The following is a 13,961-nucleotide window of genomic DNA, read 5'->3' as shown; positions in this document are numbered from 1 at the left end:
TCGGTGGCCCTTTTTTATCGCCATGGTTTGAGCGGGCTATGATTAAGGAAGGATTTTCCAGGAGGAACACATGAATATCATTGCCATTATGGGACCGCATGGCGTCTTTTATAAAGATGAGCCCATCAAAGAACTGGAGTCGGCGCTGGTGGCGCAAGGTTTTCAGATTATCTGGCCACAAAACAGCGTTGATTTGCTGAAATTTATCGAACACAACCCACGAATATGCGGCGTGATTTTTGACTGGGATGAATACAATCTCGATTTATGTAGCGATATCAATCAACTTAATGAATATCTCCCGCTTTATGCCTTCATCAATACTCACTCGACGATGGATGTCAGCGTGCAGGATATGCGGATGGCGCTCTGGTTCTTTGAATATGCGCTGGGGCAGGCAGAAGATATCGCCATTCGTATTCGTCAGTACACCAACGAATATCTCGATAACATTACCCCGCCATTCACTAAAGCCTTGTTTACTTATGTCAAAGAGCGGAAGTACACCTTTTGTACGCCGGGGCATATGGGCGGCACCGCGTATCAGAAAAGCCCGGTAGGCTGTCTGTTTTATGATTTTTTCGGCGGGAATACCCTCAAGGCGGACGTCTCTATTTCGGTAACCGAGCTTGGTTCGTTGCTCGACCACACCGGGCCACATCTGGAAGCGGAAGAGTACATCGCACGGACTTTCGGCGCGGAACAGAGTTATATTGTCACCAACGGAACATCGACGTCGAACAAAATTGTGGGTATGTACGCCGCGCCATCCGGCAGTACGCTGTTAATTGACCGCAACTGCCATAAATCACTGGCGCATCTGTTGATGATGAACGATGTAGTGCCGGTCTGGCTGAAACCGACGCGTAATGCGTTGGGGATTCTGGGTGGGATCCCGCGACGAGAATTTACCCGCGACAGTATCGAAGAGAAAGTCGCTGCTACCACGCAGGCACAATGGCCGGTTCATGCGGTGATCACCAACTCAACCTATGATGGCTTGCTCTACAACACCGACTGGATCAAACAGACGCTGGATGTCCCCTCGATCCACTTCGATTCCGCCTGGGTCCCGTATACTCATTTTCATCCGATCTATCAGGGCAAAAGTGGTATGAGTGGCGATCGGGTGGCAGGAAAAGTTTTCTTCGAAACGCAATCGACCCACAAAATGCTGGCGGCGTTGTCGCAGGCATCACTGATCCACATTAAAGGTGAGTACGACGAAGAGGCGTTTAATGAAGCCTTTATGATGCATACCACCACTTCGCCCAGTTATCCCATTGTTGCTTCGGTTGAGACAGCGGCGGCGATGCTGCGTGGTAATCCGGGCAAACGGCTGATTAACCGTTCAGTAGAACGAGCGCTGCATTTTCGCAAAGAGGTCCAGCGGCTGCGGGAAGAGTCTGATGGCTGGTTTTTCGATATCTGGCAACCGCCGCAGGTGGATGAAGCCGAATGCTGGCCCGTTGCGCCTGGCGAACAGTGGCACGGCTTTAACGATGCGGATGCCGATCATATGTTTCTCGATCCGGTTAAAGTCACTATTTTGACACCGGGGATGGACGAGCAGGGCAATATGAGCGATGAGGGGATCCCGGCGGCGCTGGTGGCAAAATTCCTCGACGAACGTGGGATCGTAGTAGAGAAAACCGGCCCTTATAACCTGCTGTTTCTCTTTAGTATTGGCATCGATAAAACCAAAGCAATGGGATTATTGCGTGGGTTGACGGAATTTAAGCGCTCTTACGATCTCAACCTGCGGATCAAAAATATGCTGCCCGATCTCTATGCAGAAGATCCCGATTTTTATCGCAATATGCGTATTCAGGATCTGGCGCAAGGGATACATAAGCTGGTTCGTAAACACGATCTTCCCGGTTTGATGTTGCGGGCATTTGATACTTTACCGGAGATGATCATGACGCCACATCAGGCATGGCAACGACAGATTAAAGGTGAAGTAGAAACCATTGCGCTGGAACAACTGGTCGGTAGAGTATCGGCAAATATGATCCTGCCTTATCCGCCTGGCGTACCGCTACTGATGCCAGGAGAAATGCTGACCGAGGAGAGCCGCACGGTACTCGATTTTCTGCTGATGCTCTGTTCAGTGGGCCAGCGCTACCCCGGCTTTGAAACGGATATTCACGGCGCGAAACAGGACGAAGATGGCGTTTACCGCGTACGAGTCCTAAAAATGGCGGGATAACTTGCCAGAGCGGCTTCCGGGCGAGTAACGTGCTGTTAACAAATAAAGGAGACGTTATGCTGGGTTTAAAACAGGTTCATCATATTGCGATTATTGCGACGGATTATGCGGTGAGCAAAGCTTTCTACTGCGATATTCTCGGTTTCACGCTGCAAAGCGAAGTCTATCGCGAAGCGCGCGATTCGTGGAAAGGGGATTTGGCGCTTAATGGGCAATATGTGATTGAGCTTTTCTCATTTCCGTTCCCGCCGGAGCGCCCCAGCCGACCGGAGGCTTGCGGCCTGCGTCATCTGGCTTTTAGCGTTGATGATATCGATGCGGCAGTGGCGCACCTTGAAAGCCATAACGTGAAATGTGAAGCCATCCGTGTCGACCCGTATACGCAAAAACGCTTCACGTTCTTTAACGATCCTGACGGGCTGCCGTTGGAACTGTATGAGCAGTAAGGCTTGTCATCGCCGCATTTGCCCGGTAACGTGCCGGGCATTGCTACTGTAAAATCGCACCATCATGACACTCACGCTCAATAGACAACTTCTCACCTCACGCCAGATTCTGGTGGCCTTTAGCGGCGGGCTTGACTCCACCGTTCTGCTGCATCAGTTGGTGCAGTGGCGGACGGAAAATCCGGGCGTCACTCTACGCGCTATCCATGTGCATCACGGTTTAAGTGCCAATGCCGATGCCTGGGTTAGGCATTGCGAGAACATCTGCCAACAGTGGCAGGTGCCGCTGGTGGTCGAGCGCGTGCAACTTGCGCAAGAAGGACTGGGCATTGAGGCCCAGGCGCGGCAGGCGCGTTATCAGGCATTTGCCCGCACCTTGTTGCCCGGTGAAGTGCTGGTCACCGCGCAACATCTCGACGATCAATGTGAAACCTTTCTGCTGGCGCTAAAACGCGGTAGCGGTCCTGCAGGGCTTTCGGCTATGGCGGAAATCTCGGAGTTTGCCGGAACGCGGCTTATCCGCCCGTTGCTCGCCCGCACGCGGGGAGAACTGGAGCAGTGGGCGTTGGCGCATGGTTTACGTTGGATTGAAGACGAAAGTAATCAGGACGACTCATACGATCGTAACTTCCTGCGCCTGCGCGTAGTGCCGTTATTGCAGCAGCGTTGGCCGCATTTTGCCGAAGCAACGGCCCGCAGCGCCGCACTTTGTGCTGAGCAAGAGAGCCTGTTGGATGAACTGCTGGTGGATGATTTAGCACACTGTCAAACGCCGCAGGGAACGCTGCAGATTGCGCCAATGCTGGCGATGAGTGATGCCCGTCGCGCGGCGATTATTCGCCGCTGGCTTGCAGGGCAGAATGCACCGATGCCTTCCCGCGACGCGTTGGTGAGGATCTGGCAGGAAGTGGCGCTGGCGCGAGAAGATGCTTCCCCCTGTTTACGTTTGGGGGCGTTTGAAATCCGCCGCTATCAATCGCAACTGTGGTGGATCAAATCCGTCACTGGGCAAAGCGAAACCATTGTGCCGTGGCAGACGTGGTTACAACCGCTGGAATTACCGGCGGCGCTGGGAAGTGTACAGCTTACTGCGGGAGGCGATATTCGCCCTCCGCGTGCAGACGAAGCGGTCAGCGTGCGTTTCAAAGCGCCAGGATTGCTGCATATTGTCGGGCGCAATGGTGGGCGTAAGTTAAAGAAAATCTGGCAGGAACTGGGCGTACCGCCGTGGTTGCGTGACACCACGCCACTGCTGTTTTATGGCGAAACGCTGATTGCAGCGGCAGAGGTATTTGTGACGCAAGAAGGTGTGGCTGAAGGTGAGAATGGCGTCAGTTTTGTCTGGCAGAAAACGCTTAGTTAAGTGAAAGCCGGATAAGACGCATCAAACGTCGCATCCGGCGAAAGTCAATCAGGACTCGCTCACCACCACCGTACCGATTTCCGGGTGGCTAAAGCTGGTAATTTTATCCAGACGTAGCTCGCGGGTTTCGCCAGCAGCTTCGACGACCAGATATTCCACATTTTTGCGGGAGACTAAATCGCTGGCCTTCCCCTGCAGTTTTTCGCCATCTTTCAGCTCAAGTGTCAGCATTAAATGATGCTGGCAGGCGAGCTCAAGATTATCGTAATCATCACAATTGATTGGTTGATACGTATCATTCATTGACATAATCGCTCACCAGTAAGTTTGCCGCAGCGTATGCTGCTTTTTCCCTGACAGCCTCAGAAAGGGCATCGTCGGCAGCCATTTCATTCAGCACTTTCAAAACGCAGCCCAGCGCGTCCGGAACGTATCCTAAGTCTCCGCTGGCGATTTCCGCGTACCGCTTGCGTATTAACTCACAATATTTTTCCACATGCCCTCCTGTCAGCACTCTGACTTAACCGTGGATGCAAGTCTAAGCCTACGAAGATAAACTCTGTTTCGCAAGGTGACTATACCACACTCATTTCTGCAATATCAGCGTCGCAACTGCACGTATTCCGTTACAATGGCCTCCTGATTCGAAAGGAGTTTTCTTATGGCGCTTAAAGCGACAATTTATAAAGCGACGGTTAATGTGGCCGATCTCGACCGCAACCAGTTTCTCGATGCCTCTCTGACGCTGGCGCGCCACCCTTCAGAAACCCAGGAGCGCATGATGCTGCGCCTGCTGGCGTGGCTGAAATATGCCGATGAGCGTCTGCAATTTACCCGAGGTTTGTGTGCCGATGATGAGCCGGAAGCGTGGCTGCGTAATGATCATCTGGGCATTGATTTGTGGATTGAACTGGGATTGCCGGATGAGCGGCGGATTAAGAAAGCCTGCACCCAGGCCGCAGAAGTGGCGCTGTTTGCCTATAATAGTCGGGCGGCGCAAATCTGGTGGCAGCAAAATCAGAGCAAATGTGCGCAGTTTTCCAATCTTTCCGTCTGGTATCTGGACGATGAGCAACTGGCAAAAGTGAGCGCCTTTGCCGATCGTACCATGACGCTGCAGGCAACGATTCAGGATGGGGTGATTTGGTTATCGGATGATAAGAATAATCTGGAAGTAAACTTAATCGCCTGGCAACAACCTTCATGATTATGATTTCCCGACATGTGGCTATCCCCGATGGCGAGTTTGAGATCACCGCCATTCGTGCGCAGGGCGCGGGCGGACAGCATGTTAATAAGACCTCAACGGCTATTCATCTGCGTTTTGACATTCGAGCGTCCAGCCTGCCAGAGTATTACAAAGAGCGCCTGCTCGCTGCCAGCCATCATCTGATTAGCAGCGATGGAGTGATAGTCATCAAGGCACAGGAATACCGCAGCCAGGAACTGAACCGCGAAGCGGCGCTGGCTCGGCTGGTGGCAGTGATTAAAGAATTAACAACAGAACAAAAAGCCCGACGACCGACACGACCTACCCGCGCATCAAAAGAGCGCAGGCTGGTATCGAAAGCACAAAAATCAAGCGTGAAGGCGTTGCGCGGCAAAGTGCGCGGCGGTCGGGAATAAAAAGAAGGAATGGATGGTGAAAAAAGCGATAGTGACAGCGATGGCTGTAATCAGCCTCTTTACTCTGATGGGATGTAATAATCGAGCCGAAGTCGATACGCTTTTTCCGGCGCAGGCCGCTGAACTGAAGCCGATGCCGCAAAGCTGGCGCGGCGTGCTGCCGTGTGCTGATTGCGAAGGTATCGAAACCTCTCTGTTCCTCGAAAAAGATGGAACCTGGGTGATGAATGAGCGTTATCTGGGGGCTCGTGAAGAACCTTCCTCTTTCGCCTCCTACGGTACATGGGCGCGAACCGCTGACAAACTGGTATTAACCGACAGTAAAGGTGAAAAGTCATATTATCGGGCGAAAGGAGATGCGCTGGAGATGCTCGATCGTGAAGGCAATCCGATCGAATCGCAGTTCAACTATACACTGGAACCGGCAAAGTCCAGCCTGCCAGTGACGCCGATGACTCTACGCGGCATGTATTTTTATATGGCTGATGCGGCAACCTTTACTGATTGTGCGACCGGAAAACGTTTCATGGTAGCGAATAACGCTGAGCTGGAACGGGGCTATTTGGTTGCCCGCGGCAACAGCGAGAAACCGGTGTTACTGTCAGTAGAAGGTCACTTTACGCTTGAGGCTAATCCGGATACTGGTGCGCCGACCAAAGTATTTGCGCCCGATACGGCAGGTAAATTTTACCCGCACCAGGATTGCAGTAGTTTGGGGCAGTAAGCCATCGTGAGACAGAAACAAACGAAAAATTGCCTGATGCGCAGCGCTTATCAGGCCTACAGCCAATAATGCAACATTTTGTATTAGCACGATTTTGTAGGCCGGGTAAGGCGCTCACGCCTCATCCGGCATTTTGTGGAAGAGGCTGGCTTTTATCACTGAGTTAACCCAACGAAGCGACCCGCTTTGATATAAATCCCTGGCTTCAAGTGCCCAATATACTCTAATTGCGTTTCTGGCTTAAACGCAGAGACATCGCCAGTACGCATATGCATCAGATCGGCAGGGCTAATCCAGCCAGACTGTGCCAGCGTAAGCGGATGTCCGGCTTTGGCAAATGCATCAGTGACAAATTCCGAACAAAACCACGACTTTTTGTCTCCTTCGCTCACACTGCTTAACTGCGCTTTCGCCAGGCCGCTGACGCACTGTTGGCGAAAATCCTCGGAGAACGGATTCAGTGAGCACATCTGGCGAGTCACCATAAATGGAATAAATTCGACAATGCCGCGATAGTTATAACCGCTATCTTTGATTTTATTGGCAAACGCGGTAATTTCTGTGGCTTGTTGCGGGGTAAGATCCGGGACTCGTAAGACGAAAAGCTTATCACTATGCTTCATCGCTTTTTTAAGGGAAACAATCTGGACGCCATCTCCTGTCGCTTCTGCAACGTTATTATCTCCTAAAAAGATTGCAACGTGGCTCACTGAGGAAGTGCTGAAGACGCGGATACCAAATGAGGTTACCCCGAGGCTTGAGGAGAACAGTAAATCGCCGGGTTTGAGATCAGGTTCTGTTATTTCTTTTATTGATTGTTCGGTGAAAGAGCTTTGATGCTGGAATTTGACTGCCCATGTTTTTGCCTCGGCATCTACCGCTGTGGCTGATGAGTCTGGCTGGCTGATATCAACGGTACAGGCCGAAAGGAAAAGAAAGCAGGGGAGAAGCAGGCAGCAGTACGCCTTTGGTTTATCCATTTTATACAATCCATGTAATAAAGGGCCCTGAAATTCAGGACCCTTTCTGGCATCAGCCTTTAATCTGTTTCACCAGATAATCGACGATGTCACCGGTCTTAATTAACTGTTTCTCACCGTTACGACGGTATTTGTATTCGATATCGTCGTTGTCGAGGTTACGGTCGCCCAACACGATAGTGTGCGGAATACCGATCAGTTCCATATCAGCAAACATCACGCCCGGACGTTCTTTGCGATCATCCAGCAGCACTTCGATACCCTGTGCGCGCAGTTCGCTGTACAGTTTCTCAGCAAGCTCCTGTACGCGGAAGGATTTGTGCATGTTCATCGGCAGAATCGCCACCTGGAAAGGTGCGATAGCGTCAGGCCATACGATGCCGCGTTCGTCGTAGTTCTGCTCAATTGCCGCAGCTACTACGCGCGTTACGCCGATACCGTAGCAACCCATAGTCAGGATCTGATTACGGCCATCTTCACCCTGAACGGAGGCTTTAAGTGCTTCGGAGTACTTAGTACCCAGCTGGAAGATGTGACCGACTTCGATACCACGTTTGATCAGCAGCGTACCCTGGCCATCCGGGCTTGGATCGCCAGCCACTACGTTACGGATATCCGCAACTTCCGGGGTTGCGACATCGCGATCCCAGTTGATACCGAAGTAGTGTTTGCCATCGATGTTAGCACCAGCAGCAAAATCACTCATCGCCGCAACAGTACGGTCAATTACTACCGGAATCGGCATGTTTACCGGGCCCAGTGAACCCGGACCGGCTTTAACCACGGCACGAATTTCTTCTTCAGTCGCGAAAGTCAGCGGGCTTGCAACCTGCGGCAGTTTCTCAGCTTTAACTTCGTTCAGCTCGTGGTCACCGCGAACCAGCAGCGCAACCAGCGGGAAGCTACTGCCTTCAACGGCTTTAACCAGCAGAGTCTTAACCGTTTTTTCAATCGGCAGATTGAATTGTTCTACCAGTTCAGCGATGGTTTTCGCGTTCGGCGTATCAACCAGCGTCATTTCCTGGGTAGCAGCAGCGCGCGGTTCTTTCGGCGCGATAGCTTCTGCCAGCTCAATGTTCGCTGCATAGTCAGAGGTGTCGGAGAAGACCACATCGTCTTCACCGCTCTGCGCCAGCACCTGGAATTCGTGAGAGGCGCTGCCGCCGATAGAACCGGTGTCGGCCTGTACGGCGCGGAAATCCAGCCCCATGCGGCTGAAGATTTTGCTGTAGGCCGCATACATTGCATCGTAGGTTTCCTGCAGGGATTCCTGAGAAGTATGGAAAGAGTAAGCATCTTTCATCAGGAATTCGCGGGAACGCATGACGCCGAAACGCGGGCGCACTTCATCACGGAACTTGGTCTGGATCTGATAGAAGTTCAGCGGCAGCTGTTTGTAAGAGCTCAGCTCGTTACGAATCAGGTCGGTAATCACTTCTTCATGAGTTGGGCCAAGTACGAACGGACGGTCACCACGGTCAGCAATACGCAGCAATTCCGGGCCATACTGTTCCCAACGACCACTCTCTTGCCACAGTTCAGATGGCTGAACCACCGGCATTAACACCTCGATCGCACCGGCGTTGTTCATCTCTTCACGCACGATGTTTTCGACTTTTTTCAGAACGCGCACGCCGGTCGGCAGCCAGGTGTATAACCCGGAGGCCAGCTTGCGGATCATCCCGGCGCGTAACATCAGCTGATGGCTGATCACCTCGGCGTCGGCAGGTGTCTCCTTAAGAGTGGAGAGCAGGTATTGGCTAGTACGCATGTTGTTACGGTTCCAGTTGGAAGGTAGAGCAGGCTCAAGGCGAGCCTGGGACAAAAAAAGTGATTTAGTTTACCAGTGCAAAAGAAATGTCAAAAGAGAAGGGCGCGAATTTAACGCGGTTCCAGCGCAAAGACTTCAAAACCAGCGTCGGTGACGCGCCAGCGAACGTTAAAATTATGCAGCCAGACGGCATAGGTTTTGCCCGTTTCCTCACCTTTACGATAGGCTGGACGCGGGTCCTGCGCCAGTACTTCGCGGATAAACAGCGTTAACTGCGGATAGCGCTTCTCCAATGTCAAAAGCTGCTTTTCGACCTCTAAGGTAAAACTCACCGCCATCTCTGCCGCTGGTGCACTTTGCGCATAGCTGGCACTGGCATCAGGAAGCGATTCGGCAAAGGGAAGATACGGTTTGATATCTACCACCGGCGTACCATCGACCAGATCCAGACTGCCGAGCTTCAGAATCACGCTATCTTTATGACAAATAACTTCCTTCAGCTCTACCAGCGACATACCAATCGGGTTAGGGCGGAAAGTAGAGCGTGTGGCGAAAACGCCCATTCTGGCGTTACCGCCGAGGCGCGGTGGACGCACAGTCGGACGCCAGCCGCCTTCCATTGTTTGATGAAAGACAAAAAGGATCCATAAATGGCTAAACGCTTCCAGGCCGCGAACGGCGTCGGCCTGGTTGTAGGGAGCAATGAGATGCAGTTCACCGTTGGCGCTTTTTACCAGACCTGGCTGGCGCGGAACGGCGAATTTTTCTTTATAGGGCGAGCGAATAACGCCTATTTGCTCGAACTGAAAACTGCTCATTTCGCCGTAATGTTAAGCGCAGAACCGATACATACAGCCTGACGATAGCAGCCTGGCGTACCGCTGGTAACTTCGCAGCTATGCAGTAATACCGCATTGGCTTTCATTTTAGAGGCATTGATTTGCATCCGCTTACGCGCGGTTGGAATGCTCGGCGGAGAGTCCTGATTAGAGGCCTGGCAAGAATCGCCACTGACTTCACCGAGATCGCGGAATGGTTTGCCGACTAACTCTTCTGCATTGGTATAAATTCGGACCGGCGCGGCGCGCGGTGCTTTCGGTTTTGCAGGCTCCGCTTTCGGCTGGGGTGCAGTGCTTTGAACGGGTTCGACAGGGGATCTGCTTAACATGGAACAGCCGCTTAGCATGAGTGCTACTAAACAGATCGGTAAAGCACGCATAGTATTTCCTCAATGTATGATCAAAACGTCAATATTGAATCAGGAGCTTGTAAAAATGACAAGACGGGCAAGCGCCCGTCCTGAATGATATTACAAATTGTGGAAACAGCCTAAAAATTACCAGCCTTTAACAGCGCCGCCGTTAAACACTTTGTTTGCTGCTTCGTAAACTTCGTCAGACTGATAAGCCTGGACGAATTTCTTCACGTTCTCGGCGTCTTTGTTATCTTCACGCGTTACGATCAGGTTTACGTACGGGGACTCTTTATCTTCAACAAAGATACCGTCTTTCGCTGGAGTCAGGCCAATCTGGCTGGCATAGGTGGTATTGATAACTGCCAGAGCGATTTGCGCGTCGTCCAGAGAGCGCGGCAGCTGCGGTGCTTCCAGCTCAACAATTTTCAGGTTTTTTGGGTTCTCAACAACATCAAGAACTGTTGGCAACAGGCCAACGCCATCTTTCAGTTTGATCAAGCCCACTTTTTGCAGCAGCAGCAGTGAACGACCAAGGTTAGTCGGGTCGTTTGGCACGGCAACCTGCGAACCATCCTGCAGTTCATCCAGCGATTTGATTTTCTTGGAGTAACCGGCAATCGGATACACAAACGTGTTGCCTACTGCGACCAGTTTGTAGCCACGATCTTTCAGTTGCTGATCAAGGTACGGTTTATGCTGGAAGGCGTTGGCGTCGATATCGCCTTTGCTCAATGCTTCGTTTGGCAGAACATAGTCGTTGAAGGTGACCAGCTCAACGTCCAGGCCATATTTGTCTTTCGCGACTTTCTGCGCGACTTCTGCAACCTGCTGTTCGGCACCAACAATCACGCCGACTTTAATGTGGTTTGGATCTTTTTCATCCTGACCGCAGCCTACCAGTGCCAGTGATCCAATCAGGGTTCCCACTGCCGCAAAGGTTTTGAATTTGAACGCCATACCTTATTCCTTCTTCAATTATTTATGTTGTGTTGAACGTTACTTGCGAGTGACAGCCCGGACGATGCGGTCGCCTGCGAACTGAATTAAATAAACCAGAATGACCAGCAATACCAGTACCGTATTCATCACCGTCGCGTTGTAACCGATGTAGCCATACTGATAGCCAATCTGACCCAAACCACCGGCACCGACTGCGCCACCCATTGCGGAATAACCGACCAGAGTAATCAGGGTGATAGTTGCTGCATTCACCAGACCTGGCAACGCCTCCGGTAACAGCACTTTGCGCACGATCTGCATTGGCGTGGCACCCATTGCGCGGGAAGCTTCAATTAACCCGGTTGGGATCTCCAGCAGAGCGTTCTCGACCATACGGGCAATAAACGGTGCTGCACCAACGGTCAGCGGAACAATCGCTGCCTGCAAACCAATCGATGTACCGACAATAACGCGAGTAAACGGAATCATCCATACCAGCAAGATAATGAACGGGATGGATCGGAAAATGTTCACAATCGCAGAAACGGTACGATACAGCTTCGCGTTAGCAATAATTTGCCCCGGACGCGTGACATAAAGCAGGACACCAACCGGCAGACCAATCACAAATCCAAAAAAACCGGATACGAAGGTCATTGCCAGCGTTTCCCATACGCCACGAACCAGCAGCCACATCATCGGCTCAGACATAACCCAGTACCTCTACTTTTACATGGTGTTCTTGCAGCCAGGCAATGGCGGCTTGCGTATCTTGTTGTGTGCCGTGCATTTCAGTCAGCATGATGCCGAACTTAACGCCACCGGCGTAATCCATCTGCGCGCTAATAATGTTGTTGTTGACGTTGAAACGACGCGCGGTTTCAGAAAGCAGCGGGGCATCGACCGATTGACCGGTAAACTCCAGACGCAGCATCGGCACGCAGTCAGCGAATGGTTCCGCTTGCAGTCGTTCCTGATAGTCTTCCGGGATATCCAGATGCAGGGTCGACTGAATAAACTTCTGCGCTAGCGGCGTTTTCGGATGCGAGAACACTTCACTTACCGTGTCCTGCTCGATCAACTCGCCATTACTGATCACCGCCACGCAATCACAAATGCGCTTCACAACGTCCATTTCGTGGGTGATCAACAGAATCGTCAAACCCAGACGACGATTGATGTCTTTCAGCAGTTCGAGAATAGAACGTGTTGTTGCCGGGTCCAGCGCGCTGGTGGCCTCATCACACAGCAATACTTTGGGATTGCTGGCTAACGCACGGGCAATCGCCACACGTTGTTTCTGTCCACCGGAAAGATTCGACGGGTAGCTATCATGCTTATCGCCAAGACCAACCAATGACAGTAATTCTGTCACGCGACGTTTAATCTCGTCTTTCGGCGTGTTGTCCAGCTCCAGCGGCAGCGCTACGTTGCCAAAAACAGTACGCGAAGAGAGCAGGTTAAAATGCTGGAAAATCATACCAATCTGGCGGCGAGCTTTGGTCAACTCGGATTCTGACAGCGTGGTCAGTTCCTGACCATCGACCAGCACGCTACCCTCGGTTGGGCGCTCCAGCAGGTTTACACAACGGATAAGCGTACTTTTACCCGCGCCTGAGGCACCGATAACGCCATAAATTTGTCCAGCTGGCACATGCAGGCTGACGTTGTTCAACGCCTGGATGGTGCGGGTGCCCTGGTGGAACACTTTGGTGATATTCGAAAGTTTTATCATTGATTATTTATTATCGTCATTAAGTTAGTCGTGGCATTTCGAATGCCTGAAACGGTCAAAGCCGTCAATGAAATGGATGTTAAGGCATCCAGACGTCTAAATCAATCAGGTTTATGCGAAGAGCACTTTCTTGCAGGTCGAAACATGCGATACTAGCGTCACATGCCTTATTAAGGAGCTATAAAAGGTGGCGAAGAGCGTACCCGCAATTTTTCTTGACCGTGATGGCACCATTAATGTCGATCACGGCTATGTCCATGAGATCGACAACTTTGAATTTATCGACGGTGTCATTGACGCCATGCGCGAGCTAAAAAAAATGGGCTTTGCGCTGGTGGTAGTAACCAACCAGTCTGGCATTGCTCGCGGTAAATTTACTGAAGCACAGTTTGAAACGCTGACCGAGTGGATGGACTGGTCGCTGGCGGACCGCGATGTCGATCTGGATGGTATCTATTATTGCCCGCATCATCCGCAGGGTAGTGTTGAAGAGTTTCGCCAGGTCTGCGACTGCCGCAAACCACATCCGGGGATGCTTTTGTCAGCACGCGATTATTTGCATATTGATATGGCCGCTTCTTATATGGTGGGCGATAAATTAGAAGATATGCAGGCAGCGGCTGCGGCGAACGTGGGAACAAAAGTGCTGGTGCGTACGGGAAAACCTATTACGCCTGAAGCAGAAAACGCGGCGGATTGGGTGTTAAATAGCCTGGCAGACCTGCCGCAAGCGATAAAAAAGCAGCAAAAACCGGCGTAATGATTAAAAGATGAGCGGTTGAAATAAAAATGCATTTTTCCGCTTGTCTTCCTGAGACGACTCCCTATAATGCGCCTCCATCGACACGGCGGATGTGAATCACTTCACACAAACAGCCGGTTCGGTTGAAGAGAAAAATCCTGAAATTCAGGGTTGACTCTGAAAGAGGAAAGCGTAATATACGCCACCTCGCGACAGTGAGCTGAAAGC

The 13,961-nt window shown here is 51.6% G+C and carries 16 protein-coding genes; 7 read left to right on the top strand and 9 right to left on the bottom strand.

Translation table 11 applies throughout. The annotated features are described in order from the left end of the window. Positions 1 to 70 precede the first annotated feature (70 nt). The 3 genes from ldcC (at position 71) to tilS (ending at position 4,021) form a co-directional block, all read left to right on the top strand. On the top strand, positions 71 to 2,212 hold the full coding sequence (gene ldcC / locus K0335_RS10135; RefSeq protein WP_104920499.1) for a lysine decarboxylase LdcC: 2,142 nt from the start codon (positions 71 to 73) through the stop codon (positions 2,210 to 2,212). A 56-nt stretch (positions 2,213 to 2,268) separates the two neighbouring features. Then, positions 2,269 to 2,658: a VOC family protein gene (locus tag K0335_RS10130; protein WP_000901098.1), complete on the top strand. Its 390-nt coding sequence runs from the start codon at positions 2,269 to 2,271 to the stop codon at positions 2,656 to 2,658. 64 nt (positions 2,659 to 2,722) lie between these two features. Continuing rightward, positions 2,723 to 4,021: a tRNA lysidine(34) synthetase TilS gene (gene tilS / locus K0335_RS10125; RefSeq protein ID WP_104920498.1), complete on the top strand. Its 1,299-nt coding sequence runs from the start codon at positions 2,723 to 2,725 to the stop codon at positions 4,019 to 4,021. A 48-nt stretch (positions 4,022 to 4,069) separates the two neighbouring features. Here the strand turns inward: tilS and rof are convergent, their stop codons facing one another. Both rof and K0335_RS10115 read right to left on the bottom strand, forming a co-directional pair. Further along, entirely contained in the window at positions 4,070 to 4,330 is a 261-nt protein-coding gene (gene rof, locus K0335_RS10120) for a Rho-binding antiterminator (protein WP_000062318.1), read from the bottom strand. Then, entirely contained in the window at positions 4,317 to 4,517 is a 201-nt protein-coding gene (locus K0335_RS10115) for a YaeP family protein (protein ID WP_000417058.1), read from the bottom strand. The genes rof and K0335_RS10115 overlap by 14 nt, the downstream gene beginning before the upstream one ends. Before the next feature lie 165 nt (positions 4,518 to 4,682). Here K0335_RS10115 and K0335_RS10110 point away from each other — a divergent pair, with 165 nt between their 5' ends. From K0335_RS10110 to nlpE, 3 genes are read left to right on the top strand one after another with little or no spacing between them, the layout of a single operon-like run. Continuing rightward, positions 4,683 to 5,228, top strand: a complete 546-nt coding sequence (locus tag K0335_RS10110) for a YaeQ family protein (RefSeq protein WP_104920497.1) — start codon at positions 4,683 to 4,685, stop codon at positions 5,226 to 5,228. Beyond that, complete coding sequence (gene arfB, locus K0335_RS10105) at positions 5,225 to 5,647, top strand: alternative ribosome rescue aminoacyl-tRNA hydrolase ArfB (protein ID WP_000605340.1); 423 nt, start codon at positions 5,225 to 5,227, stop codon at positions 5,645 to 5,647. Before K0335_RS10110 ends, arfB begins: the two co-directional genes overlap by 4 nt. A 13-nt stretch (positions 5,648 to 5,660) precedes the next feature. Next, positions 5,661 to 6,371: an envelope stress response activation lipoprotein NlpE gene (gene nlpE / locus K0335_RS10100; RefSeq protein WP_104920496.1), complete on the top strand. Its 711-nt coding sequence runs from the start codon at positions 5,661 to 5,663 to the stop codon at positions 6,369 to 6,371. Positions 6,372 to 6,526: 155 nt separating this feature from the next. Here the strand turns inward: nlpE and K0335_RS10095 are convergent, their stop codons facing one another. From K0335_RS10095 to metN, 7 genes are all read right to left on the bottom strand, one after another. Continuing rightward, positions 6,527 to 7,351, bottom strand: a complete 825-nt coding sequence (locus K0335_RS10095) for a YaeF family permuted papain-like enzyme (RefSeq protein WP_104920495.1) — start codon at positions 7,349 to 7,351, stop codon at positions 6,527 to 6,529. A 52-nt stretch (positions 7,352 to 7,403) separates the two neighbouring features. Continuing rightward, complete coding sequence (gene proS / locus K0335_RS10090; protein WP_001260696.1) at positions 7,404 to 9,122, bottom strand: proline--tRNA ligase; 1,719 nt, start codon at positions 9,120 to 9,122, stop codon at positions 7,404 to 7,406. Between the two features lie 110 nt (positions 9,123 to 9,232). Further along, positions 9,233 to 9,940 carry a tRNA (N6-threonylcarbamoyladenosine(37)-N6)-methyltransferase TrmO gene (gene tsaA / locus K0335_RS10085; RefSeq protein WP_024224770.1) on the bottom strand — a complete coding sequence of 236 codons (708 nt, stop codon included), beginning with the start codon at positions 9,938 to 9,940 and terminating at the stop codon, positions 9,233 to 9,235. Next, entirely contained in the window at positions 9,937 to 10,341 is a 405-nt protein-coding gene (gene rcsF, locus K0335_RS10080; protein ID WP_001202321.1) for an Rcs stress response system protein RcsF, read from the bottom strand. The genes tsaA and rcsF overlap by 4 nt, the downstream gene beginning before the upstream one ends. A 117-nt stretch (positions 10,342 to 10,458) precedes the next feature. Then, positions 10,459 to 11,274: a methionine ABC transporter substrate-binding lipoprotein MetQ gene (gene metQ / locus K0335_RS10075; protein ID WP_219393810.1), complete on the bottom strand. Its 816-nt coding sequence runs from the start codon at positions 11,272 to 11,274 to the stop codon at positions 10,459 to 10,461. A gap of 39 nt (positions 11,275 to 11,313) precedes the next feature. After that, positions 11,314 to 11,967: a methionine ABC transporter permease MetI gene (locus K0335_RS10070; RefSeq protein ID WP_001294600.1), complete on the bottom strand. Its 654-nt coding sequence runs from the start codon at positions 11,965 to 11,967 to the stop codon at positions 11,314 to 11,316. Continuing rightward, a complete protein-coding gene (metN, locus tag K0335_RS10065) occupies positions 11,960 to 12,991 on the bottom strand; it encodes a methionine ABC transporter ATP-binding protein MetN (protein ID WP_000593991.1) in 1,032 nt (343 codons plus the stop codon). The genes K0335_RS10070 and metN overlap by 8 nt, the downstream gene beginning before the upstream one ends. A 187-nt stretch (positions 12,992 to 13,178) precedes the next feature. On the opposite strand from metN, the gene gmhB reads away from it, so the two are divergent. Continuing rightward, on the top strand, positions 13,179 to 13,751 hold the full coding sequence (gene gmhB, locus K0335_RS10060; RefSeq protein ID WP_001140174.1) for a D-glycero-beta-D-manno-heptose 1,7-bisphosphate 7-phosphatase: 573 nt from the start codon (positions 13,179 to 13,181) through the stop codon (positions 13,749 to 13,751). Positions 13,752 to 13,961 lie beyond the last annotated feature (210 nt).

The sequence above is a fragment of the Escherichia sp. GZ89 genome (assembly GCF_019366485.1).
Lineage (GTDB): Bacteria > Pseudomonadota > Gammaproteobacteria > Enterobacterales > Enterobacteriaceae > Escherichia > Escherichia fergusonii.
Note: the sequence above shows the minus strand (reverse complement) of the source record. Positions and strands in the feature narration are given on the sequence as shown.